25 protein-coding genes and 1 tRNA gene are annotated in these 20,709 nt (G+C 70.0%); 10 read left to right on the forward strand and 16 right to left on the reverse strand.

The annotated features are described in order from the left end of the window. Window positions 1-91 precede the first annotated feature (91 nt). Together J7E97_RS17820 and J7E97_RS17825 are read left to right on the forward strand one after the other, a co-directional pair. Window positions 92-619 (forward strand): HNH endonuclease signature motif containing protein, encoded by a 528-nt coding sequence (locus tag J7E97_RS17820; RefSeq protein WP_308346564.1) that lies wholly within the window; start codon window positions 92-94, stop codon window positions 617-619. Window positions 620-665: 46 nt separating this feature from the next. Next, window positions 666-738 (forward strand) — tRNA-Leu (locus J7E97_RS17825). Window positions 739-791: 53 nt separating this feature from the next. Here J7E97_RS17825 and rdgB read toward each other — a convergent pair. The 4 genes from rdgB to J7E97_RS36645 form a co-directional block, all read right to left on the reverse strand. Continuing rightward, window positions 792-1,412, reverse strand: coding sequence for an RdgB/HAM1 family non-canonical purine NTP pyrophosphatase (gene rdgB / locus J7E97_RS17830; RefSeq protein ID WP_215028207.1), 621 nt, complete (start codon window positions 1,410-1,412; stop codon window positions 792-794). 31 nt (window positions 1,413-1,443) lie between these two features. Beyond that, window positions 1,444-1,830 (reverse strand): hypothetical protein, encoded by a 387-nt coding sequence (locus tag J7E97_RS17835; protein ID WP_215028209.1) that lies wholly within the window; start codon window positions 1,828-1,830, stop codon window positions 1,444-1,446. A 159-nt stretch (window positions 1,831-1,989) separates the two neighbouring features. Beyond that, window positions 1,990-2,724, reverse strand: a complete 735-nt coding sequence (rph, locus tag J7E97_RS17840; protein WP_215028211.1) for a ribonuclease PH — start codon at window positions 2,722-2,724, stop codon at window positions 1,990-1,992. 176 nt (window positions 2,725-2,900) lie between these two features. Continuing rightward, complete coding sequence (locus tag J7E97_RS36645; protein ID WP_308346562.1) at window positions 2,901-3,308, reverse strand: PTS glucose/sucrose transporter subunit IIB; 408 nt, start codon at window positions 3,306-3,308, stop codon at window positions 2,901-2,903. Between the two features lie 42 nt (window positions 3,309-3,350). On the opposite strand from J7E97_RS36645, the gene J7E97_RS17850 reads away from it, so the two are divergent. Then, on the forward strand, window positions 3,351-4,652 hold the full coding sequence (locus J7E97_RS17850; protein WP_215028213.1) for a PTS transporter subunit EIIC: 1,302 nt from the start codon (window positions 3,351-3,353) through the stop codon (window positions 4,650-4,652). Window positions 4,653-4,930: 278 nt separating this feature from the next. Beyond that, window positions 4,931-6,202: a PTS transporter subunit EIIC gene (locus J7E97_RS17855; protein WP_215028215.1), complete on the forward strand. Its 1,272-nt coding sequence runs from the start codon at window positions 4,931-4,933 to the stop codon at window positions 6,200-6,202. A 100-nt stretch (window positions 6,203-6,302) separates the two neighbouring features. Here the strand turns inward: J7E97_RS17855 and J7E97_RS17860 are convergent, their stop codons facing one another. Continuing rightward, complete coding sequence (locus J7E97_RS17860; RefSeq protein WP_215028217.1) at window positions 6,303-7,055, reverse strand: MBL fold metallo-hydrolase; 753 nt, start codon at window positions 7,053-7,055, stop codon at window positions 6,303-6,305. Window positions 7,056-7,340: 285 nt separating this feature from the next. Here J7E97_RS17860 and J7E97_RS17865 point away from each other — a divergent pair, with 285 nt between their 5' ends. Together J7E97_RS17865 and J7E97_RS17870 are read left to right on the forward strand one after the other, a co-directional pair. Then, window positions 7,341-7,742: a hypothetical protein gene (locus tag J7E97_RS17865; protein ID WP_215028219.1), complete on the forward strand. Its 402-nt coding sequence runs from the start codon at window positions 7,341-7,343 to the stop codon at window positions 7,740-7,742. Next, on the forward strand, window positions 7,706-8,074 hold the full coding sequence (locus J7E97_RS17870; RefSeq protein ID WP_308346563.1) for a DUF488 family protein: 369 nt from the start codon (window positions 7,706-7,708) through the stop codon (window positions 8,072-8,074). Before J7E97_RS17865 ends, J7E97_RS17870 begins: the two co-directional genes overlap by 37 nt. Window positions 8,075-8,217: 143 nt before the next feature. On the opposite strand, the gene J7E97_RS17875 is transcribed toward J7E97_RS17870, so the two are convergent. The 7 genes from J7E97_RS17875 to clpS form a co-directional block, all read right to left on the reverse strand. Further along, complete coding sequence (locus J7E97_RS17875) at window positions 8,218-9,168, reverse strand: PLP-dependent cysteine synthase family protein (protein WP_215028223.1); 951 nt, start codon at window positions 9,166-9,168, stop codon at window positions 8,218-8,220. After that, window positions 9,168-9,455, reverse strand: coding sequence for a MoaD family protein (locus J7E97_RS17880; RefSeq protein ID WP_215028225.1), 288 nt, complete (start codon window positions 9,453-9,455; stop codon window positions 9,168-9,170). Before J7E97_RS17880 ends, J7E97_RS17875 begins: the two co-directional genes overlap by 1 nt. 114 nt (window positions 9,456-9,569) lie before the next feature. Further along, window positions 9,570-9,677 carry a putative leader peptide gene (locus J7E97_RS37030; protein WP_374224177.1) on the reverse strand — a complete coding sequence of 36 codons (108 nt, stop codon included), beginning with the start codon at window positions 9,675-9,677 and terminating at the stop codon, window positions 9,570-9,572. An 88-nt stretch (window positions 9,678-9,765) separates the two neighbouring features. Continuing rightward, window positions 9,766-10,188: a Mov34/MPN/PAD-1 family protein gene (locus J7E97_RS17885; RefSeq protein ID WP_215028228.1), complete on the reverse strand. Its 423-nt coding sequence runs from the start codon at window positions 10,186-10,188 to the stop codon at window positions 9,766-9,768. A gap of 133 nt (window positions 10,189-10,321) precedes the next feature. Continuing rightward, entirely contained in the window at window positions 10,322-11,746 is a 1,425-nt protein-coding gene (locus J7E97_RS17890) for an amino acid permease (RefSeq protein WP_215028230.1), read from the reverse strand. Between the two features lie 320 nt (window positions 11,747-12,066). Next, a complete protein-coding gene (locus J7E97_RS17895; protein WP_215028232.1) occupies window positions 12,067-12,669 on the reverse strand; it encodes a DUF2017 domain-containing protein in 603 nt (200 codons plus the stop codon). After that, complete coding sequence (clpS, locus tag J7E97_RS17900) at window positions 12,669-12,983, reverse strand: ATP-dependent Clp protease adapter ClpS (RefSeq protein WP_215028234.1); 315 nt, start codon at window positions 12,981-12,983, stop codon at window positions 12,669-12,671. Before clpS ends, J7E97_RS17895 begins: the two co-directional genes overlap by 1 nt. An 81-nt stretch (window positions 12,984-13,064) precedes the next feature. Here clpS and J7E97_RS17905 point away from each other — a divergent pair, with 81 nt between their 5' ends. The 3 genes from J7E97_RS17905 to J7E97_RS17915 all read left to right on the forward strand — a co-directional run bounded on the left by J7E97_RS17905 (window position 13,065) and on the right by J7E97_RS17915 (window position 15,673). Continuing rightward, window positions 13,065-14,393: a nicotinate phosphoribosyltransferase gene (locus J7E97_RS17905; RefSeq protein WP_215028236.1), complete on the forward strand. Its 1,329-nt coding sequence runs from the start codon at window positions 13,065-13,067 to the stop codon at window positions 14,391-14,393. A gap of 149 nt (window positions 14,394-14,542) precedes the next feature. Beyond that, on the forward strand, window positions 14,543-15,142 hold the full coding sequence (locus J7E97_RS17910) for a nicotinamidase (protein WP_215028238.1): 600 nt from the start codon (window positions 14,543-14,545) through the stop codon (window positions 15,140-15,142). Between the two features lie 168 nt (window positions 15,143-15,310). Then, complete coding sequence (locus J7E97_RS17915; protein ID WP_215028240.1) at window positions 15,311-15,673, forward strand: hypothetical protein; 363 nt, start codon at window positions 15,311-15,313, stop codon at window positions 15,671-15,673. A gap of 10 nt (window positions 15,674-15,683) precedes the next feature. Here the strand turns inward: J7E97_RS17915 and J7E97_RS17920 are convergent, their stop codons facing one another. Continuing rightward, window positions 15,684-15,983: a hypothetical protein gene (locus J7E97_RS17920; RefSeq protein ID WP_215028241.1), complete on the reverse strand. Its 300-nt coding sequence runs from the start codon at window positions 15,981-15,983 to the stop codon at window positions 15,684-15,686. Between the two features lie 111 nt (window positions 15,984-16,094). Further along, window positions 16,095-18,449 carry an immune inhibitor A domain-containing protein gene (locus J7E97_RS17925; RefSeq protein WP_215028252.1) on the reverse strand — a complete coding sequence of 785 codons (2,355 nt, stop codon included), beginning with the start codon at window positions 18,447-18,449 and terminating at the stop codon, window positions 16,095-16,097. A 439-nt stretch (window positions 18,450-18,888) separates the two neighbouring features. Here J7E97_RS17925 and J7E97_RS17930 point away from each other — a divergent pair, with 439 nt between their 5' ends. Continuing rightward, a complete protein-coding gene (locus J7E97_RS17930; protein ID WP_215028254.1) occupies window positions 18,889-19,173 on the forward strand; it encodes a hypothetical protein in 285 nt (94 codons plus the stop codon). Between the two features lie 122 nt (window positions 19,174-19,295). Here J7E97_RS17930 and J7E97_RS17935 read toward each other — a convergent pair whose 3' ends face one another. Both J7E97_RS17935 and J7E97_RS17940 read right to left on the reverse strand, forming a co-directional pair. Continuing rightward, window positions 19,296-20,024, reverse strand: a complete 729-nt coding sequence (locus tag J7E97_RS17935; protein ID WP_215028243.1) for an RDD family protein — start codon at window positions 20,022-20,024, stop codon at window positions 19,296-19,298. A 144-nt stretch (window positions 20,025-20,168) separates the two neighbouring features. After that, on the reverse strand, window positions 20,169-20,709 hold a 541-nt coding region (locus tag J7E97_RS17940; RefSeq protein WP_215028245.1), incomplete at its 5' end, for an RDD family protein.

Here is a 20,709-nt window from a genome sequence, read left to right on the forward strand (position 1 = left end):
ACTCGTCGAGGCCGCTACACAGTGTGGCGACATCGACGAGGTGATCGCACACCTCCGCACGCCACCGTACGAACGCCTTGGCCGCTACCTGATGGCACGCTTCGCCCACTTCGGCATAGACGTCTCACACTTCCGCCCCACCGGTCGGCGGGTCCCACCGACCGAGGAGGAACTGAGGCAGGCCGTGGCCAAGGCGATCGGCATCGCCAGCACACTGCGGCACCTAGACCGACCGGACAACGGGACTCAACGAGCGCTCCTACGCAAGTGGATAGCCGCAGCGGCGATAGACACTTCGCACCACTTGGGCCAAGGTCACTCGAAAGGGAAGCCGGGACCGACCCAGGCGAGGCCAGCAGACGAAGTACTGGTCAAGCACGGGCGCGACAGGCGCACGAGGGCTGTCGCGCTCAGACGTGCTCTTGACGAGATCGGCGTGCCCGAGCATTGCGAGAGCTGCGGAAGCGCCCCCGAATGGCGTGGGCGCCCCATGACCCTCGAGGTCGACCACATCAACGGCGACTGGAGCGATGACCGCCGCCAGAACCTGCGGCTGCTGTGCCCCAACTGCCACTCGATCACCAGCACCTGGTGCCGGGGAGGACGACGCAAACGTTGATGTCGCTCCCTGTACGGCGCGGTGCGCAGTAGAGTGTTCATGGTCTGCGCCCGTACGCCACCTGGTGAGCGATGGTCTTTAGGTGGCCATGCATGTCGGTTCGAATCCGACCGGGCGTACCCAGAAAACGAGGCCGGGCCTTCCGGTTCACGGAAGGCCCGGCCTCGTTGCGTCAGCCCAGCAGTTCCCGGACCGCCGGGACCAGGGCTCGGAAGGCCTGGCCTCGGTGGGAGATGGCGTTCTTTTCCGCGGCCGTGAGTTCCGCGCAGGTGCGGGTGTCGTTCAGTGGCTGGAGGATCGGGTCGTAGCCGAAGCCGCCCGTGCCCGAGGGGGCGTGGCGCAGGGTGCCGAGGAGGCGGCCTTCGACGACGCGTTCCGTGCCGTCCGGGAGGGCGAGGGCGGCGGCGCAGAAGAAGTGGGCGCCGCGGTGGGCGTCGTCGATGTCCCCGAGCTGGGCCAGCAGGAGCGCGAGGTTCGCGGCGTCGTCGCCGTGGGCGCCGGCCCAGCGGGCGGAGAAGATGCCGGGGGCGCCGTTCATGACGTCGACGCAGAGGCCGGAGTCGTCGGCGACCGCCGGGAGACCGGTGGCCTGCGCCAGGGCGTGGGCCTTGAGGAGGGCGTTCTCGGCGAAGGTGACGCCGGTTTCCTTGACGTCCGGGATCTGCGGGTACGCGTCCGCGCCGACCAGCTCGTGCGGCAGGCCGGCGTCGGACAGGATGGCGCGGAGCTCGGTGACCTTGCCCGCGTTGCGGGTGGCCAGGATGAGGCGGCTGGGAGGGGGCGTCGAGGTCATGCGTCCCATTATCCGCCGGTCGTTCCCCGGCTCAGCCGGGGGTGCAGACCTTCGAGATCTCCTTCGCCGCGTCCGCGACCGGGGTGATGTCCGGGGTGGAGTTGCCGCCCTCGAGCGAGGTACGGACGTTCTTGACCGCCGTGTTCATCGAGGAAATGGCCTTGCTCAGGTCGGCGTTGTCCGTCTGGTCGCCGACCTTCTTGAGGTTGGCTTCGATCTCGTTCAGCGCGTTCTGAGCGTCCTGCGGGCTGTTGCCGGCCTGCGAGACGGCCTGCTGGAGGTCGTTGGCTCCGTCCGTGATGGCGACCGCGGTGCTCGCGCAGTCCATCGCCGTGGAGATCGCGTCGCAGGAGGTGACGGCCGGGATGAGCAGGGCGGCGGCGATCGCTATGGCTGCCGTACGGTGCTTCGACTTCACTTCGGTCCCCCGGGGGTTCGGACGGATACGCGGACGCGTGGAACGCGGATACGTCGATACGTCGATACGCGGACGGGCGCACGGCTTCGACGCCGTGCGCCCGTATGGCAAGAGACGCGCGGAGGCGCCGCGCGGTTGCCGTGAGAGCGGGTGCCCAGGCTAGTGGGGCGAGAGCCCCAGGGCTCCGAGCTGGATGGCCTCCAGGTCGGCGCAGCCGCCGGCGGCCAGGTCGAGGAGGGCGTTGAGTTCCTTGCGGTCGAAGGGCTCGGCTTCGGCGGTCCCTTGGACCTCGACGAAGCGGCCGTCGCCGGTGCAGACCACGTTCATGTCGGTGTCGGCCCGCACGTCCTCCTCGTAGCAGAGGTCGAGGAGCGGGACGCCGTCGACGATGCCGACGCTGACGGCGGCGACCGTGCCGGTGAGGGGCTTGCGGCCGGCCTTGATCAGCTTCTTCTGCTGGCCCCAGGAGATGGCGTCGGCGAGGGCGACGTAGGCGCCGGTGATGGCGGCGGTGCGGGTGCCGCCGTCGGCCTGGAGGACGTCGCAGTCCAGGACGATGGTGTTCTCGCCGAGTGCCTTGTAGTCGATGACGGCGCGCAGCGAGCGGCCGATGAGGCGGGAGATCTCGTGGGTGCGGCCGCCGATCTTGCCGCGTACGGATTCGCGGTCGCCCCGGGTGTTGGTGGCGCGGGGCAGCATCGAGTATTCGGAGGTGACCCAGCCTTCGCCGCTGCCCTTGCGCCAGCGCGGGACGCCTTCGGTGAAGGAGGCGGTGCAGAAGACCTTGGTGTCTCCGAAGGAGACGAGGACGGAGCCCTCGGCGTGCTTGCTCCATCCGCGTTCGATGGTGACCGGGCGGAGCTGTTCGGGCGTACGGCCGTCGATGCGAGACATGGCTCCGAGCCTAGTCGGTGCGGGGGTGTGGGAGGACCCCCGTCGGGAAGGCCGCAGGGCCCGTCGGGAAGGCGGACGGGCGGGTCCCGTCGGGAGCGCGAAAAGACCCCGTCCGGGTGCGTCCGGGCGGGGTCTTGTCGTGGGGAGGGCTGTGCGGGCGAGCGGGTGGGCTCAGCTCACATCATGTCTTCGATGTCGGCGGCGATCGGGTCGGCGTCGGTGCCGATGACGACCTGGATCGCGGTGCCCATCTTGACGACGCCGTGGGCGCCGGCGGCCTTGAGCGCGGCCTCGTCGACCTTGCTGGGGTCGATGACTTCGGTGCGCAGGCGGGTGATGCAGCCTTCGACTTCTTCGATGTTCTCGATACCGCCGAGCCCGGCGACGATCTTCTCAGCCTTGGTGGCCATGTGTTTCTCCCTGAGTTCTACGAAGAACGAGTCTCGGCGGCCGTAACCCGCATCGTCCGCTTTGTCACGGTAACTCACGGTTGGCCTATCTACGCGAGCGCGTGCCCGGTATCTGCCGAATGATGACCAACAGCGGCAGCCTGCCCGCAACTGGTCTACACCAGTGTGCCGCACGTGTGTCAACTGCCAAAAACGGGCCGGTCAGGGAGGACGCCGATGAGCGCGAGCAGCGCCGCAGCAGTGCCCCAGCAGAAGTGGTGGAACGGCCTGTTCCAGGGGCTGCAGAAGATGGGGCGGAGCCTTCAACTGCCCATTGCGGTACTGCCGGCGGCGGGCATCCTCAACCGGCTCGGCCAGGACGACGTCCTCGGCAAGGACCGCCTGAACTGGGTGAACGTCGCCAGCGTCATGAAGGGCGCGGGCGGCGCCCTGCTCGACGCCGACCTCGGCCTGCCCCTGCTCTTCTGCATCGGCGTCGCCATCGGCATGGCGAAGAAGGCGGACGGCTCGACGGCGCTGGCCGCGGTCGCGGGCTTCCTGGTCTACCGGGGCGTGCTGCACGCCTTCCCCAAGGACTGTCCCCCGGGGACCAAGGACATCGGGGGCGGCTGCCTGGCGGAGGGGGACGCCTTCGCCGGGTACGCGTACCAGAACCCGGGGGTGTTCGGCGGCATCGTCATGGGCCTGCTGGCCGCCTGGTTCTGGCAGCGCTACCACCGGGTGAAGCTGGTCGACTGGCTCGGCTTCTTCAACGGCCGGCGGCTCGTGCCCATCATCATGTCCTTCGTCGCGATCGCCTTCGCCGCGCTCTGCCTGTGGATCTGGCCGCCGATCGGCGACGCGCTGGAGAGCTTCTCCGACTGGCTGGTGGGCCTCGGCGCCTGGGGCGCCGGCATCTTCGGCCTGGCGAACCGCGCGCTGCTGGTGATCGGCCTGCACCAGTTCCTGAACGTGCCGGTGTGGTTCCAGTTCGGCAGCTACACCAAGCCGGACGGCCAGACCGTGCACGGCGACATCCCGATGTTCCTGGCGGGCGACCCGAACGCGGGGCAGTTCCTCTCCGGCTTCTTCCCCATCATGATGTTCGCCCTGCCGGCGGCGGCGCTGGCGATCACGCACTGCGCGAAGCCCGCGCGGCGCAAGGAGGTGGGCGGGCTGATGCTGTCGGTGGCCCTGACCTCCTTCGTCACGGGGATCACCGAGCCGTTGGAGTACTCGTTCCTCTTCCTGGCGCCGGCGCTGTACGCGGTCCACGCGGTGCTGACGGGTGTGTCGATGGCGGTGACGTGGGCGCTCGGGGCGAAGGACGGCTTCAGCTTCTCGGCGGGGCTGATCGACTACCTCATCAACTGGAGCCTGGCGACGAAGCCGTGGTTGATCATCGTGATCGGGCTCGGTTTCGCGCTCGTCTACTACGCCGTCTTCCGCTTCGCGATCACCAAGTGGGACATCAAGACGCCCGGCCGGGAGTCGGACGAGGAGATCGCGGTGATGCAGGCGGAGAACACCAAGGCGTGACCTCGGGCCCGCCGGGGGCGCGGTCGCCGGGACCGTTCGCGTGACAAAGGCCTTCGGACCCTCAGGGTCCGAAGGCCTTTGTCGTGCATGCCCCCATGTGTCCTCCCCCACGGAAATGACGGGTTCCTTACCGGAACCTCACGTGCTAAAACTGGTCTACACCACTGAGTGGTGTAGACCACGCGGGCTTTTCGGCCCCGAGGTCCCCCGTTCCGGGACGCCGCCGAACCCCCATTTTTCCATGCCCCCGGCAGCGCCTTGTCCACTGGAGGAAGACCATGTCCACAGTCACCGCTGCGGAAAAGAAGAAGGGCGCTGGCGTGATGGCCGTCATGCAGCGCATCGGCCGGAGCCTCATGCTCCCCGTTGCGGTGCTGCCGGCGGGCGCACTCCTGCTGCGCCTGGGCGCGGGCGACATGCTCGGCGACAAGGACGTCTTCCCGACGTTCGTCCTCAAGATCGCCGGCTACATGGCCGCCGGTGGTGGCGCGATCCTCGGCAACATGGCGCTGCTGTTCGCCGTCGGCATCGCGATCGGCTTCGCGAAGAAGTCGGACGGCTCGACCGCCCTCGCGGGGGTCACCGGATACCTGGTCTTCCAGAAGGTGCTCGCCACCTTCACGGACAGCAACCTGCCCCAGGTCGAGAAGGTCGTCGACCACAAGGTCGCCCTCGTCGACGCGACCGTCGACGCCGGTGTCCTCGGCGGTGTCGTGATGGGTGTCATAGCCGCACTGCTCTACCAGAAGTTCTACCGGACCAAGCTGCCGGCCTGGGCGGGCTTCTTCGGCGGCCGCCGCCTCGTCCCGATCCTCTCCGCCTTCGCGGGTCTTGTCACGGGCATCGTCTTCGGTCTCATCTGGCCGGTCCTCGGTGCGGGTCTGCACAACTTCGGTGAGTGGCTGGTCGGTTCCGGTTCCGTCGGCGCGGGCATCTTCGGTGTCGCCAACCGTGCGCTGATCCCGATCGGCATGCACCACCTGCTGAACTCCTTCCCGTGGTTCCAGGCCGGCTCCTTCGACACCCCCACCGGTGCCGTCCACGGTGACATCGCCCGCTTCCTCGCCGGCGACCCGAACGCCGGACAGTTCATGACCGGCTTCTTCCCGATCATGATGTTCGCCCTCCCGGCGGCCTGTCTCGCGATCGTCCACTGCGCCCGCCCCGAGCGCCGCAAGGTCGTCGGCGGCATGATGTTCTCCCTGGCCGCCACCGCGTTCGTGACCGGTGTGACCGAGCCCATCGAGTTCACCTTCATGTTCATCGCCCCGGTCCTCTACGCGATCCACGCGGTCCTGACCGGTGTCTCCCTGGCGCTGACCTGGGCCCTGGGCATGCGTGACGGCTTCGGCTTCTCCGCCGGCGCGGTCGACTTCCTCCTCAACCTGGGCATCGCGAACAACCCGTGGGGCCTGGCCGGCATCGGCCTCTGCTTCGCGGTCGTCTACTACTTCGTCTTCCGCTTCGCCATCATCAAGTGGAACCTCCCCACCCCGGGCCGCGAGTCCGACGAGGAGCTCGCCGAGCTGCTCAAGGCCGAGGCCAAGTAAGGACACGGACGGCTCCGGCCGTACGCGAAAGCCCCCGCCCTCCCGGAAGGGAGGGCGGGGGCTTTCGCGTGTGCCGGTGGGCCGGGCGGGGACGCGGGGCTCAGACCTCGTAGACCGCGCCGGCGTACGCCAGGTCCACCGGGCCGTCGTAGACCGAGCGGGCGTCGTCCAGGTTCTGCTGGGCGTCCGTCCACGGCGGGATGTGCGTCAGCACGAGCCGGCCGACCCGGCCGCCGCGCGCGTACTCGCCGGCCTCGCGGCCGTTGAGGTGGAGGTCCGGGATGTTCTCCTTGCCGTGCGTGAAGGAGGCCTCGCAGAGGAAGAGGTCGCTCTCCTCGGCGAGCAGCCCCAGCTCGGCGCAGGCCCCGGTGTCGCCGGAGTACGTGAGCGAGCGGCCGCCGTGCTCGACGCGGATCCCGTAGGACTCGACCGGATGGCAGACCCGCTCGGTGCGGACCCGGAACGGGCCGATCTCGAAGGTGCCCGCCTTCAGGGTCCGGAAGTCGAAGACCTCGCTCATGGAGCGTTCGTCGGGGACGTCCTCGTAGGCGGTGGACAGCCGCTTCTCGGTGCCCTCGGGGCCGTAGACGGGGATGGTGCCGCAGCGGCCGCCCTCGTGCCGGTAGTAGCGGGCGACGAAGTAGGCGCACATGTCGATGCAGTGGTCGGCGTGCAGGTGGCTCAGGAAGATCGCGTCGAGATCGTAGAGCCCGATGTGCCGCTGGAGATCGCCCAGGGCACCGTTGCCCATGTCGAGGAGCAGCCGGAAGCCGTCGGCCTCGACGAGGTAGCTCGAACAGGCCGATTCCGCGGACGGGAACGAACCCGAACAGCCGACGACGGTGAGCTTCATGGAGCGTGAACCTCCGTGGACGGTCCGTGGACGGAATGCGGGCCGTGCGTGGGTCGAGCGTAAGGCGCGAAACGTCCGGTCGCTCCTCCGCGGCGGGCCGTTGTGGGGGGAATCACCTGTGCTGTCACCCGGGGGAGCGACGGGGCGTATCGGGGTTGCCGTGGGGGCGGCGTGCCGGTGCCGCCCGCGGGCGTCCCGGCACGGGTCGCGTGCTACCGGGATGCCGCCGGGCCGCCGCCGTGCCGCCGCCGTGCCGGGGGCCCGGTGCGCGACTACGGTCGGAGTATGGACACGTCCTGGTGGCCCGCGGTCGCCGCGGTGGTGGTCGTGATCCTGCTGGTGCTGATCCCCCGGCGGGCGCGGCACGCCGCGGAGCCCGCGCACGGGCCGGGTCCGCTGCCGCGTCCGCGGGCCGGTGAGCTGTGGTCGCTGGCGGGCGGGCGGCCCTGCCTGGTGCTGGGCGTACGGGGCCACTGGGCGCGGATCGCGCGGATCACCGGGAAGTACGACGACCGGCACGCCGGGGTGATCCCGCTGCCGCCGGGGGTGGTGGGGGCGCGGGGGGCGTTCCTGGAGGCGGACCGGGTGACGGAGGTGTCGGTATGGGAGTTCGCGCGGGCGCGGCGGCTGGGCACGGTGGATCCGGCGGTGTGGGACGAGGTGAAGGGACTCGGGTCGTCCGGCTGAAGCGGGTCTACGATCCCGCGGAGCCGGGGGCCGACGGCGTCAGGGTGCTCGTGGACCGGCTGTGGCCGCGGGGGCTGTCGAAGGAAGCGGCGGAGGTCGACGAATGGGCGAAGGCGCTCGCCCCGTCGTCGGAGCTGCGGAAGTGGTTCCACGGGGGTGGGTCCGTGGAGGAGTTCCGGGAGCGGTACGCGGTGGAGCTGGAGGCGGCGGAGGCGGTGGCGGAGATCGCCCGTCTGCGGGAGGTTGCCTCGGCCGGGCCGGTCACCCTCCTGACCGCGGTCAAAGATCCGGGGGCGAGCCACGCCGGTGTGCTGGCCGCGCTGTTGACCTGACCCGTCTGACCCGCCTGACCCGCCTGCGGGTGCCCGCCGGCTGCGCCGCCGCGCGGCCGGCGGGGCTGGAATCGCCCTCCGGGCAAATCCAGCCCCGCCAGGGAGCCCCACCAGGGAGCCCACCCGGGGAGCCCCGCTGTGGGCTACGCCCAGAGTTGGCCCTGGAGGGCCTCGATCGCTTCTTCCGTAGTCGCCGCCGTGTAGACGCCCGTCGAGAGGTACTTCCAGCCGCCGTCGGCCACGACGAAGGCGATGTCGGCCTTCTCGCCCGCCGCGGCCGCCTTGCGGCCCACGCCGATCGCCGCGTGCAGGGCGGCGCCCGTGGAGACGCCCGCGAAGATGCCCTCCTGTTGCAGCAGCTCGCGCGTGCGGGTGACCGCGTCCGCCGAGCCCACCGAGAAGCGGGTGGTCAGGACCGACGGGTCGTACAGCTCGGGGACGAAGCCCTCGTCGAGGTTGCGCAGACCGTAGACGAGGTCGTCGTAGCGCGGTTCCGCGGCAACGATCTTGACGCCCGGGACGTGCTCGCGCAGGTACCGGCCGACGCCCATCAGGGTGCCCGTCGTGCCGAGGCCCGCCACGAAGTGGGTGATCGACGGGAGGTCGCGCAGGATCTCCGGGCCGGTCGTCGCGTAGTGCGCGCCCGCGTTGTCCGGGTTGCCGTACTGGTAGAGCATCACCCAGTCCGGGTGCTCCGCCGCGAGTTCCTTCGCGACGCGGACGGCCGTGTTCGAGCCGCCCGCCGCCGGCGACGGGATGATCTCGGCTCCCCACATGGCCAGCAGGTCGCGCCGCTCCTGGGAGGTGTTCTCCGGCATCACGCACACGATCCGGTAGCCCTTGAGCTTGGCCGCCATCGCCAGCGAGATGCCGGTGTTGCCGGAGGTGGGCTCCAGGATCGTGCAGCCGGCGGTCAGCCGGCCGTCCTTCTCGGCCTGCTCGACCATGTGGAGCGCCGGGCGGTCCTTGATCGAGCCGGTCGGGTTGCGGTCCTCCAGCTTCGCCCAGATCCGCACGTCGTCGGAGGGCGAGAGCCGGGGCAGCCGTACGAGCGGCGTGTTGCCGACCGCGGCCAGGGGGGAGTCGTAGCGCATTACTTCGATCCGCCGGCCACGGCCGGGAGGATGGTGACGTTGTCGCCGTCCTTGAGCTCGGTGGAGATGCCGGCGAGGAAGCGGACGTCCTCGTCGTTGAGGTAGACGTTGACGAAGCGGCGCAGCTCGCCGCCCTTGGCCTCGTCGATGATGCGCTCCTGGATGCCCTTGTGGCGGGTCTCCAGGTCCGAGAAGAGCTCGGACAGGGTCGCGCCCTCACCCGTGACGGCCTTCTCGCCGCCGGTGTAGGTGCGGAGGATGGTGGGGATGCGGACCTCGATGGCCATGGCAGGCTCCAGTCAGGAAAGTCAGAGAAGTCGGAGACGTCAGACGAGCGGAGAAGGCGGGCGGTGCGGACGCGCGGTTGAGCTGCCGGGCCCCGCGCGGGGGCTTGCCGGGGCTCAGGCGGCAGTACAGATGGCGCTGGCGAGGCGGCACAGGTCGACGTGCAGCCGCGCCACGAGCAGCAGCCTGCCGGGCGTCTCGATGCTCACGTCGTGGGGAACCATGCGGTCATGTTAACGATTCCCAGTCCCTGGTTTGGAGTGTGATCCCGCATCGTGGACGGATACCGCTCACATACTGGGCAGTAGCCCGTCAGTAGGCCTCGACGACCCGTACTTCTTCCTCCGTGATCACGCCGTCGACGATCCGGTAGGAGCGGAACTGGAACTCTCCGAGGCCGTCCGCGTCCGCCGTGGAGACCAGCACGTAGTGCGCGCCCGGCTCGTTCGCGTACGTGACGTCCGTGCGCGAGGGGTAGGCCTGGGTCGCGGTGTGCGAGTGGTAGACGATGACGGGATCCTCGTCCCGGTCGTCGAGCTCGCGGTAGAGCTTCAGCAGGTCCTTCGAGTCGAATTCGTAGAACGTGGGCGACCGGGCCGCGTTCAGCATCGGGACGAACCGCTCCGGGCGGTCCGTGCCCGCCGGGCCGGCCACCACTCCGCACGCCTCGTCGGGGTGGTCCTGACGCGCGTGCGCGACGATCTGGTCGTACAGGGCCTGGGTGAGGGTCAGCATGAGCGACAGGATATGCAGACGGGCCCTCCCGTACCGAGGAGTGGTACGGGAGGGCCCGAATGCTGGACACGAGGCCTGCGGCAGAGCGGTTCCCGACCATGACAGGCGGCCGGGACGCACGGCTGGAGGGGCCCTACGAGGCCTTGCCGAAGGCCGCGCCGCGCGGGTCGCGGGACTTCATCACCAGGTACGAGACGCCCAGCAGCAGACCCCACAGCGGGGCGCAGTAGAGCGAGACGCGGGCGTCCTTGTCGACGCCCATCATCACGATGACCATGCCGATGAAGGCCAGCGCGAAGTAGCTGGTGTACGGGGCTCCGGGCGCGCGGAACGGCGACTTGGGGACGTCACCCCGGTCGGAGGCGGCCCGGTAGCGGATCTGGCAGACCAGGATCATGATCCAGGCCCACATGCCGGAGATGGTGGCGAAGGAGACGACGTAGTCGAAGGCCTTGCCGGGGGCGACGTAGTTGATCCAGACGCCGACCAGCATGAGGGCGGCGGAGAAGCTGGTGCCGATCAGCGGGGTGCCGCTCTTGGTGAGCTTGGTGAAGAACTTCGGGCCCTGGCCGTTGAGCGCGAGGTCGCGCAGCATGCGGCCGGTGGAGTACATGCCCGAGTTGCAGGAGGACAGGGCGGCGGTGAGGACCACGAAGTTGACGATCGCGGCGCCGACGCCGAGGCCCATCTTCTCGAAGGCGGCGACGAAGGGGCTGACGCCGGGCTGGAACTCGTGCCACGGGACGACCGACAGGATCATGATGAGCGCGCCGACGTAGAAGACGGCGATGCGCCACGGCACGGTGTTGATGGCCTTGGGCAGGGTCTTCGCCGGGTCCTTGGACTCGCCGGCGGTGACGCCGACCAGCTCGACCGCGAGGAAGGCGAACATGACGATCTGCAGGGTCATCAGCGTGCCGCCGATGCCCTTGGGGAAGAAGCCGCCGTCGTTCCACAGGTTGCTGACGGTCGCCGTGTCGGCGGCGTCGGAGAAGCCGATGGTGAGGATGCCGGCGCAGATGAGGATCATGCCGACGATGGCGGTGACCTTGACCATGGAGAACCAGAACTCGAGCTCGCCGAAGAGCTTCACGGAGATCAGGTTGGCCGCGTAGAGGACGACGGTGAAGATCAGTGCGTAGGCCCACTGAGGGAAGCCGTCGTGGGTCCAGTACGACATGTACTGCGCTGCGGCGGTGACCTCGGTGATGCCGGTGACGACCCAGAAGAGCCAGTACGTCCAGCCGGTCACGTAACCCCAGAAGGGGCCGAGGAACTCTCGGGCGTAGTCCGAGAAGGAGCCGGCGACGGGGCGGTACATGAGCAGCTCGCCCAGGGCCCGCATGATGAAGAAGATGACCAGGCCGGCGATGGCGTAGGCCAGGATCAGGCTCGGTCCGGCCTTGGAGATGGCCTTGCCGGCGCCCAGGAAGAGGCCGGTGCCGATGGCTCCGCCGATCGCGATCATCTGGATCTGGCGGGCTCCGAGTGCGCGGTGGTATCCCTCGCCGCCCTCGGCCGTGTCGTGCTGCTGCTCGTCGACCTGTACGGAGGTCATGTCTTGGTGCGCCTTTCTCCACGCCGACCCGCGCCTTCACTGGCTGCGGATCGGGTCCTCGATCCCCCCGGATACGGATGGAGTTGCACGCCGGCGGTCAGCCGGTTCAAGCAGGCCGGGGGGCATGGGTGGCGCCCCGTCGGCGGTCGTGAAGATTTATCACGTGCTTACGGGTGCGGGAGGGAAGGAAATGTGACGCAGGGCGCAAAAAAATCGGGACATCGGCCCCGGAAATCGACCAGATCGCCACATCGCGGTGATCTGATCGTTATCCGGATTTGAGCGTCCGCTGAGCGAACTGGTTTCCTCGTTGAGGAAGCTCAGAGGGTTTCGATGAGGGTCTCCTGGAGGCCGCCGAGCCACAGGTACGCCATGACCATCGGCTTGCGAGGATCGTCGTCCGGGAGCCGGAACAGCGCGGCGCTCTCGTCGTCCTCGGTGATGTCGAGCCGGGCCGCGATGGTGAGCCGCAGGTCGTTGAGGGCGCCGAGCCAGCGCAGCGGCAGCTCGCCGGTCACCTCCAGGACGGCCGCCCCGTCGTCGCCCGGGGTGAGCCCGTCCAGGCTGCGCACGACGGCCAGCGCGTCCTCCCGCTTGCGGGTGCGCAGGTCGTTCTCCGTGAAGCGGCGGAATTCCGCCGAGTGGGCCCGCAGCTCCTCCTCGTCGGCGCCGGGTCCGGCCCCCGGACCGCCGTAGGCGTCGGGGAAGAGCCGGGCCAGGGCCGGGTCGGAGGGGGGCTCGGTGGGGCCGTCGGAGGCCGCGAAGAGGGCGGCGAGCGGGTCGGCGTCCGGTTCGGGTTCGGGCTCGCCGGGGCCGATGAGTTCCAGCAGTTGCACGGCAAGGGAACGCAGGATCGAGATCTCGATCTCGTCCAGGGCGATGACGGCGCCGCCGCCCTTCAGGGCCTCGAAGACGCCGCCCATCAGTTGCGGTCCTGGGACATGGTCGCCCAGAGGCCGTAGCCGTGCAGGGCCTGCACGTCGCGTTCCATCTCTTCGCGGCTGCCGCTGGAGACGACCGCCCGGCCCTTGTTGTGGACGTCGAGCATCAGCTTGTTGGCCTTGTCCTTGGAATAGCCGAAGTACGCCTGGAACACGTACGTCACGTAGCTCATGAGGTTGACCGGGTCGTTGTGCACCAGGGTCACCCACGGGACGTCGGGTTCGGGGACCACGAAGGTCTCTTCGGCCGATTCGGTGCGTTCGATCTCAATAGGAGCAACACTCACTTGTCCCATGCTGCCACTGCGGAGGGTCCGTCGCACAAACGGGGCCCTACATCTCGTCAATGTGACGAGATGCGCGCTAGCATCCGAGGCATGAACCCTGCGGACCTGGGCCTGCCGGTGGACGTGCCGTCGACAGCGCTCTTCACGGACCATTACGAGCTCACGATGCTGCAGGCCGCACTGGCCAGCGGCACCGCCGACCGGCGCTCCGTCTTCGAGGTCTTCACCCGGCGGCTGCCCGAAGGGCGGCGCTACGGCGTGGTCGCGGGAACCGGCCGGGTGCTCGACGCGGTGGAGAACTTCCGCTTCGACGGCGCCGTACTGGAGTTCCTGCGCGAGCGGGCCGTCGTCGACGCCCGCACGCTCGACTGGCTGGCCTCGTACCGCTTCTCGGGCGACATCTGGGGATACCCGGAGGGCGAGGTCTACTTCCCCGGCTCCCCGGTCCTGCGCGTCGAGGGCAGCTTCGCCGAGTGCGTGCTGCTGGAGACCGTGATCCTGTCGATCCTCAACCACGACTCGGCGATCGCCGCGGCCGCCTCCCGGATGTCCTCGGCCGCCGGCGGCCGCCCGCTGATCGAGATGGGCGCCCGGCGCACCCACGAGCTGGCGGCCGTCGCCTCGGCCCGCGCCGCGTACGTGGGCGGCTTCAGCTCGACCTCGGACCTGGCGGCCGGCTTCCGGTACGGGATCCCGACGGTCGGCACGAGCGCGCACGCCTTCACGCTGCTCCACGACGACGAGCGGGGCGCGTTCACCGCCCAGGTCGCCTCGCTGGGGAACGGGACCACCCTGCTCGTGGACACCTACGACGTGGCGGAGGCGGTCCGTACGGCCGTGGAGATCGCCGGGACCGGTCTGGGCGCGGTCCGGATCGACTCCGGGGACCTGCTGCTGGTCGCGCACCGGGTACGGCAGCAGCTGGACGAGCTGGGGGCGACGAAGACCCGGATCGTGGTGACCTCGGACCTGGACGAGTACGCGATCGCCTCGCTGGCGGCGGCCCCCGTGGACGCCTACGGCGTGGGCACGCAGCTGGTGACGGGCAGCGGGCACCCGACGTGCTCGATGGTCTACAAGCTGGTCGCGCGGGCGGCCTCCGCCGATCCGAAGGCGCCGCTGGTGTCGGTGGCGAAGAAGTCCTCGGGCGGCAAGACGTCCATCGGCGGGCGCAAGTGGGCGGCTCGGCGGCGCGACGGGGAGGGGGTCGCGGAGGCCGAGGTCCTCGGGACCGGACCCGTCCCGGCGGCGCTGGCCGACACGCAGCTCCTCGTCCAGCTGGTCAAGGCGGGCGAGGTGGTGGCCCGCGAATCCCTGGAGACGGCCCGCGACCGCCACCGCGAGGCCCTCGCGGGCCTCCCCCTCTCCGCCTCGCAGCTCTCGCGCGGCGAGGCCGTCATCCCGACGGAGTACGTGTAGCGGAGCGGGAGCCCCGGCCGGCCGGGGTGCGGGGCGGCGCCCAGCGAACAGGGGTCTGGGGCGCATCCCCAGTTTCGGGAAGGGGCGGGGTGGGGGAAGAGCCCCCGCAGGGCCCCGCCGCACCACACGACAACCGAAGGGCACTCGAGATGCACCGCGCACTGATCGTGGTCGACGTACAGAACGACTTCTGCGAGGGCGGCAGCCTCGCGGTCACCGGCGGGGCCGACGTGGCCGCCGCGATCACCGAGCTCATCGGGCAGGCCACCGCCGGCTACCGGCACGTCGTCGCCACCCGGGACCACCACATCGACCCGGGGTCCCACTTCGCGCACCCGCCGGCCCAGCCGGACTTCGAGACCTCCTGGCCCGTCCACTGCGTGGCCGGGACCGAGGGCGTGGGCTTCCACCCGAACTTCGCGCCCGCCGTCACCTCGGGGGCCGTCGCGGCCGTCTTCGACAAGGGCGCGTACGAGGCGGCGTACAGCGGCTTCGAGGGGGCGGACGAGAACGGCCGCGGGCTCGCGGAATGGCTGCGGGACCGACAGGTCACCGAGGTCGACGTGGTCGGCATCGCCACGGACCACTGCGTCAGGGCCACCGCCCTGGACGCGGCCCGGGCGGGCTTCCGTACGCACGTCCTGCTGGACCTGACGGCCGGCGTGGCCCCGCACACCACGACCCGGGCACTGGCCGAGCTCCGCGCGGCCGGGGTGGAGCTGAGCGGAACCCCCGTCGTGGCCGGCTGACACCGCGCACCACGCCGCGCACCGCACCGCACCACACCGCACCAACAGGACAAGGTGGGGCGGATTCCCGTCAAGGGTGCGAAGGAGACGTACGGAAGATCGCGACACCTGGCAGCGTGCGGGGAGCCGGCACCGGTCGGCACCACTGCCCCAGGGAGGCGATCTGTGATGCTCAGCTTCAGCGGACCGGCGGACGGCGGCGCACCCCCGGAGCACTCGCTCCGGGGGCGCGGCGCGATCAGCCTCTCGGCTGCCGAAGGCGGCTGGCGGCCGACCTTCGTGTGGTCGGGCGAGGGCGAGCCCTCCCGCCCCGCCGGGGACCTGCCCCTCGCGGCGGGCGCCGACCTCCTCACCCGCGAGGGGACGCCCGTGCTGGAGTTCCGGATGAACCGGACCCTGCCCTGCGCGTACAGCTTCGGCCACACCCCCGGCGAGCGGCTCCCGGCGGGCGCCTACGCCGTACGGTGGTGGACCGTCCGCGAGGACGACGGCACGCGGGTGGGCGGAAGCTTCGGCTTCGAGCTCGGCTGAGCCCCCGCGCTCAGCCCAGCAGCGCCCTGATCGGGTGCCACAGCTCCGCCGCCCGGTCCGGCGCGCAGCGCCACAGCAGGCCGTCCGGGTGGTGCAGGACGGCGGTGACCTCGTCCGGGGTCGGGGGCTGGGCGTTTCCGCGCAGGTAGACGGCGCGCATGCCGAGGTTCCGCAGCCTGGTCAGGGCGCGGGCCCGGTTCACCGCGTGCACCAGCACCCGTACGTTTCCGCTGTCGCCGGACGGTCTGGGCAGCGTGAGCGCGACGACCACGCTGCCGCCAGGCAGTCTGACGAAACCTCCACCGGGCATGTCTTCATCTCCCCCGTCAATAAGAAACTCGCAAGACGCATCTAAACGCGATCGGCCGCCGCCCGCTAGGGGGCGACGGCCGATCATGCTCTGACCTGCGGGTTTATTGAATTACTTAACGGCGGGACCGACCTCGACCGTCATCTGGAGACCGTCGTACGGCTCCTTGACGATCTTGATCTTGGTGTTGGTGTCAGTGACCTTCACCGAACCGGTCGGGTTCTCGTCGTAGTAGTACTTGCCCTTGTGGTCGTCGAAGACCAGGTTCGCGGGCTTCGGCTTCAGGAACAGCTCCTCGCCGTTCTTGTGCAGGGAGAAGGCATCCGTGGAGTACGCGCTGAAGGTGGCGTCGTACGGCTGGATCTTGTTCCGCAGCAGGGTGCCGTCCGACCACTTCATCGGCTTGGCGTTGGCGTCGACCGGGAGGATCAGACCGGCGCCGGGGTGCTGGCTGGTGTTGTTGTCCTTCTGGGAGGTGTCCCACTGCCAGATCAGGAGACCGTCCTGGTAGGGGTAGTGCTCCACCCAGTTCGGCTTCGTGTTGGTGAAGCCGAAGTTGTACGGACCCACCTTGAGGGTGGAGTCGTACGAGACGTAGCGGCGGTTCTCCGCCAGGTAGTACTGCGCGTACTCCTTGGTGAAGCCGTTGCCGACCCGGGAGAAGCCCTTGCCGGTCCAGCCGTTGTCGCCGTTCTCGGCGCCGTCGGTGAACAGCGGGGAGCCGTCCGCGGTGATGGTCAGGGCGTCGGCCGTGAAGCCCTTGCCGCCCGCGCCGCCGTCCGTCTGGTAGCGGAAGCGGAGGTCGACCTTCTTGCCCGCGTAAGCGTCGAGCGGGAAGTTCAGGTTCTTCCAGGCACCCGAGACGCCGGTCAGCGACGGGCTGCCGGAGGCGTCGGCCGGGATGGCCGCACCGTCGGCGGTGCCGGCCAGCGCGGTCCAGGTGGCGCCGCCGTCCGTGGACACCTCGGTGTACAGGAAGTCGTACTCCGCCTCGATGTCCCACCAGCCCTTGAGGGACAGGGCCGCGGCGGACTTGCCGGTCAGGTCGACCGAGCGGGTCAGGGTGTTCTTGAGGTCGTCACCCATGTTGCTCCACCACTGCGAGGAGCCCTCGGCGGGAGCGACGATCTCGGTCTTGACCTGCTTCTTCGGCAGCTCGACGAGGAGCGCCTGCTTGTCCTTGGTGTTGTACTCCGCCACACCGAGCTTGTGGGTGGACTTCGTCGCGGCCTTGGCCGTGTCGTAGTTCAGCCAGCCCAGCTGGAACTTGTCCCAGGCGTTCATGTCGCCCGGGAGGTCGCCTATGGAGTCCTTGCCGTTGCCGAGCCAGGAGCCGGCCGACATCAGGGACCAGAAGCCGACCGAGTTCTCGCCGGCACCGGTGGTGTCGTAGAGGTCCGGGAGGCCGAGGTCGTGGCCGTACTCGTGCGCGAAGACGCCGAGGCCGCCGTTCTCGGGCTGCATCGTGTAGTCGCCGACCCAGATGCCGGTGTCGCCGATCTGGGTGCCGCCCGACTTGTTGTTCGCCGGGCCGGTCTTGCCCACATCGGTGCCGTAGGCGTACCAGCGGTGCGCCCACAGGGCGTTCTTGCCCTGCACGCCGCCACCGGCCGACTCGTCCTCGCCCGCGTGGACGATCTGGAAGTGGTCGATGTAGCCGTCGGGCTCGTTGAAGTTGCCGTCGCCGTCGAAGTCGTTGCGGTCCCACTGGTCGTACTGGGACAGCTGCGCCTTGATCTCGGCGTCGGTCTTGCCGGCCTTCTTCTGGGCCTCGGTCCAGGCGCTCACGCCGTCCTTGACCGTGTCCCAGACGTTGGCGCAGTTGGTCTGACCGCAGTAGTTCGAGCCGTAACGGGCCTCGTTGTACGGGACCTTGACCCAGTCGGCGACCTCGCCCTCGACCGAGTAACGGCCCGAGGAGGTCTTCTCGTAGTAGGTCTTCAGCGAGTTCTTGCCCTGGCCGGTACCGAAGTACAGGTCCTGGAAGTACGAGCGGCTGAAGTCCTCGCGCCACGCCGTGCTGTTGTTCGTCGCACGGTCCGGCTTGGTGATCTGGTTGTGCGCGGGCCCCGGGTTGCCGCCGTACTTGGGCGCGGGCGGCTTGGGGCCGCCCGGGCCGTCCGGGTCGAACATGGTGGTGCTGTCCACCTGGTCGCCGAAGTCGACGAGGATCGTGAAGATCTTGTCGGTCTTCTCGCGGCCGAGCTCGACGTACTTCTTGTCGTCGAGCTTGACGACCTTGGAGGCGCCGCGCTGCTCGACGTTCTTCTTGCCGGTCAGCACCTGCTCCAGGGCGGCCTTCTTGGCCGCTGCCTGTGCGTCGCTGAACGGGCCCTTCAGGTTGTGCTCGACCTTCTCCTTGGAGGGAGCGGTCGGGTCCTGGCGGTCGGCGGCGGGCGCGCTCACCTGGCCCGGGTCTGCCTGGGCGATGGTGAAGGCGGCGCCGGATGCCGCCGTCGCGGCCATGGTCACGCCGATTGCGGCGGCGCGCAGCGCTCGTCTACTGACGGAGTTGCTGGTCACTTGATGTCGTTCCCCTCCCGCGGCCGCAACGTAGTGCGGAACGTCTCCATAGGAGCGGGGGGTTCCGTGCGGCGCGCGTCTCAAGTGACGACATTTGACCGGAGAGTCGCGAGAAAAGACAGACCTTGACTTGTTCCTTACAACTGCACTATGCGGTCATGGAGTTCCGCTATCCGGACGTACCCCGGTCATAGTGGACGAACGGTACGTCCCGGCGTCGAGACCGGCTCGAGAATGACCCCCGTGCGCCCCCTGTGCTCCGCAGCCCTGGGTTAGGTCGCGCTTACCGGCAGTTCCGCTCGGGCATCCACCGTCGTAGAGTCACTTGACGCCCGACCAGGTTGAGCCGACTCCCCCTCCCGCTTCGAGGACGGATATCGCCATGCCGCGTCCGACTGCCGCACAGCTCGCCTACGGGTCCGCCACCGTCATCGTCTCGACGATCGCCATGCTGCTGCTCTCGCAGACCAGTACGGGACTGGGCGTCGCGGTCATCTCCGCCGCGGCCCTCGCCCTCGGGCTCCTCGTCGCCCTCACCGTTCCGGCCCCGCGCCGGCGCGGGAGGCACGCGGCGCCGACCGGTACGCGGACCGCCTCGCCCGTGCCCGACACGGTGCCGCGGTCCGTGGCGACCTCGGCCGCCGCCGAACACCGCGTGCACCACTGATCGGTGGCCGCAGCGCGGCGCGGGCGGCCTCCCCCGTGGGGAGACCGCCCGCGCGCTGAGCCGCGTACGTACGCCTGCCGGCCGCCGCTGCGGCCCGGCAGGCCTTCCCGGCTACTACGGCACTAGCCGGCCCGGACCACCACGGTCTTGGCGACCTTGTCGTGGAGGCCCTGTTTGTAGGGCTTGTCGACGAGCATCGAGACGATGAGTGCGATCGGCCACAGGCAGAAGCAGCAGATCAACGTCGGCAGCCAGAGCACGGCGGCACGGGCGAGGGCGGCGCCGGACTGGGGGACGCTGCCGTCGTTGAGCATCGCGACGCGCAGGCCCATCCACTTCTTGCCGAAGGTCTGGCCGTTCTTCTTGGTGAACCACCAGTCGTAACCGACGTAGGCGGCGATCGAGACCAGGGTCATGATCAGGCCGCTGCCGCTGTAGGATTTGGTGATGACCTCGGAGACGTCCTCGCCGTTGTCCGAGTCGACCGTGTAGCGCTTCGTGCCGAAGGCCAGCTGGATCAGGAACAGCGGGATGGCGATGATCAGCAGGTCGATGATGCGGGCGACCAGCCGCTTGCCGAAGTCGGCGAGCGGGGGCATCCCGGCGAGCGGGTCGGGCATGCCGTAGCCGCCGCCACCGCCGCCGTACGGGTCGCCCCCGCCACCGTAGGGAGGCGGCGGAGGCGGGTATCCCCCGCCACCGGGGGGCGGGGGCGGCGGGAATCCGCCGGTCCCGTCGGCGGGCGGCGAGCCGTACGGCGAACCACTCGACGGGGGCGTCGGCTCCTGGGGCTTCTTGAGGAACGGGTCGTCCTCGGGCGGCTGGCCGGGCGGCGGCTGGTCGGTGCTCATGGCCCGAGTCGAACCCGGCCGGCCCCACCCCGCAACGGGGACGCACCCGTTCGGGGGACGCGCGTACGCGGGCGGCCCAGCGGCGGGGGCGGAGGGCTCCGGGACGGCCCCCGGAGGGGCTGCGCCGGTTTCGCCGGCGAGCCGCTAGCGGGCCACGTACGTCCGCGCGGCGCGGTCGTGCAGGGCCCGGCGCCGCGGGCGGTCCGCCAGGGCCCACAGGACGCCGGGGAGGCCCAGGAAGGCGTACACGAGCCAGCGGCGCAGCGCGGCGCCGAAGCGGGGCGGGCGCAGCGTGGCGGTGGCCAGGACGCGCACGCCGAGCAGCTTCTTGCCGGGGGTGCGGCCCCAACGGGCGGTGGGCAGGGCCTCGTAGAGGATGCCGAAGAGGAGTACGGCGCCGAGTACCAGGCCCAGCCGGCCCGCGATGGTGCCGTCGAACAGCCACACCGTGGTGGTCCGGCCCGTGGACCGGGCGGCGTCCACCTTCGCCTGCAGGTGTGCGGTCACCTCGGGTACGAGGGGCAGTGCCGTCCCGGCCGCGACGCCCGCGTACACGAGGGAGTCCAGGAACCGGGCCGTCGCGCGCCGCGCGAGGCCGGCGGGGCGCACCGCCCGTTCCGCCATCCGCTCGAAGACGGCCCGCTGGGCGGCGGGGCGGGGGGCGACGGGCACGGCGGGTGCGACC

It is taken from the genome of Streptomyces sp. ISL-66 (assembly GCF_018614135.1).
In the GTDB taxonomy this organism is placed as follows: domain Bacteria; phylum Actinomycetota; class Actinomycetes; order Streptomycetales; family Streptomycetaceae; genus Streptomyces.

Bases quoted from the DNA above. Each gene is read 5' to 3' on its own strand.
- J7E97_RS17820 (WP_308346564.1), top strand. From the start codon at position 92: ATGGCACGCTTCGCCCACTTCGGCATAGACGTCTCACACTTCCGCCCC.
- rdgB (WP_215028207.1), bottom strand. From the start codon at position 1,412: ATGACCTCGACGCCCCCTCCCAGCCGCCTCATCCTGGCCACCCGCAAC.
- rph (WP_215028211.1), bottom strand. From the start codon at position 2,724: ATGTCTCGCATCGACGGCCGTACGCCCGAACAGCTCCGCCCGGTCACC.
- J7E97_RS17850 (WP_215028213.1), top strand. From the start codon at position 3,351: ATGAGCGCGAGCAGCGCCGCAGCAGTGCCCCAGCAGAAGTGGTGGAAC.
- J7E97_RS17855 (WP_215028215.1), top strand. From the start codon at position 4,931: ATGTCCACAGTCACCGCTGCGGAAAAGAAGAAGGGCGCTGGCGTGATG.
- J7E97_RS17860 (WP_215028217.1), bottom strand. From the start codon at position 7,055: ATGAAGCTCACCGTCGTCGGCTGTTCGGGTTCGTTCCCGTCCGCGGAA.
- J7E97_RS17865 (WP_215028219.1), top strand. From the start codon at position 7,341: ATGGACACGTCCTGGTGGCCCGCGGTCGCCGCGGTGGTGGTCGTGATC.
- J7E97_RS17875 (WP_215028223.1), bottom strand. From the start codon at position 9,168: ATGCGCTACGACTCCCCCCTGGCCGCGGTCGGCAACACGCCGCTCGTA.
- J7E97_RS17880 (WP_215028225.1), bottom strand. From the start codon at position 9,455: ATGGCCATCGAGGTCCGCATCCCCACCATCCTCCGCACCTACACCGGC.
- J7E97_RS37030 (WP_374224177.1), bottom strand. From the start codon at position 9,677: ATGGTTCCCCACGACGTGAGCATCGAGACGCCCGGCAGGCTGCTGCTC.
- J7E97_RS17885 (WP_215028228.1), bottom strand. From the start codon at position 10,188: ATGCTGACCCTCACCCAGGCCCTGTACGACCAGATCGTCGCGCACGCG.
- J7E97_RS17890 (WP_215028230.1), bottom strand. From the start codon at position 11,746: ATGACCTCCGTACAGGTCGACGAGCAGCAGCACGACACGGCCGAGGGC.
- J7E97_RS17895 (WP_215028232.1), bottom strand. From the start codon at position 12,669: ATGGGCGGCGTCTTCGAGGCCCTGAAGGGCGGCGGCGCCGTCATCGCC.
- clpS (WP_215028234.1), bottom strand. From the start codon at position 12,983: ATGGGACAAGTGAGTGTTGCTCCTATTGAGATCGAACGCACCGAATCG.
- J7E97_RS17905 (WP_215028236.1), top strand. From the start codon at position 13,065: ATGAACCCTGCGGACCTGGGCCTGCCGGTGGACGTGCCGTCGACAGCG.
- J7E97_RS17910 (WP_215028238.1), top strand. From the start codon at position 14,543: ATGCACCGCGCACTGATCGTGGTCGACGTACAGAACGACTTCTGCGAG.
- J7E97_RS17915 (WP_215028240.1), top strand. From the start codon at position 15,311: ATGCTCAGCTTCAGCGGACCGGCGGACGGCGGCGCACCCCCGGAGCAC.
- J7E97_RS17920 (WP_215028241.1), bottom strand. From the start codon at position 15,983: ATGCCCGGTGGAGGTTTCGTCAGACTGCCTGGCGGCAGCGTGGTCGTC.
- J7E97_RS17925 (WP_215028252.1), bottom strand. From the start codon at position 18,449: ATGGCCGCGACGGCGGCATCCGGCGCCGCCTTCACCATCGCCCAGGCA.
- J7E97_RS17930 (WP_215028254.1), top strand. From the start codon at position 18,889: ATGCCGCGTCCGACTGCCGCACAGCTCGCCTACGGGTCCGCCACCGTC.
- J7E97_RS17935 (WP_215028243.1), bottom strand. From the start codon at position 20,024: ATGAGCACCGACCAGCCGCCGCCCGGCCAGCCGCCCGAGGACGACCCG.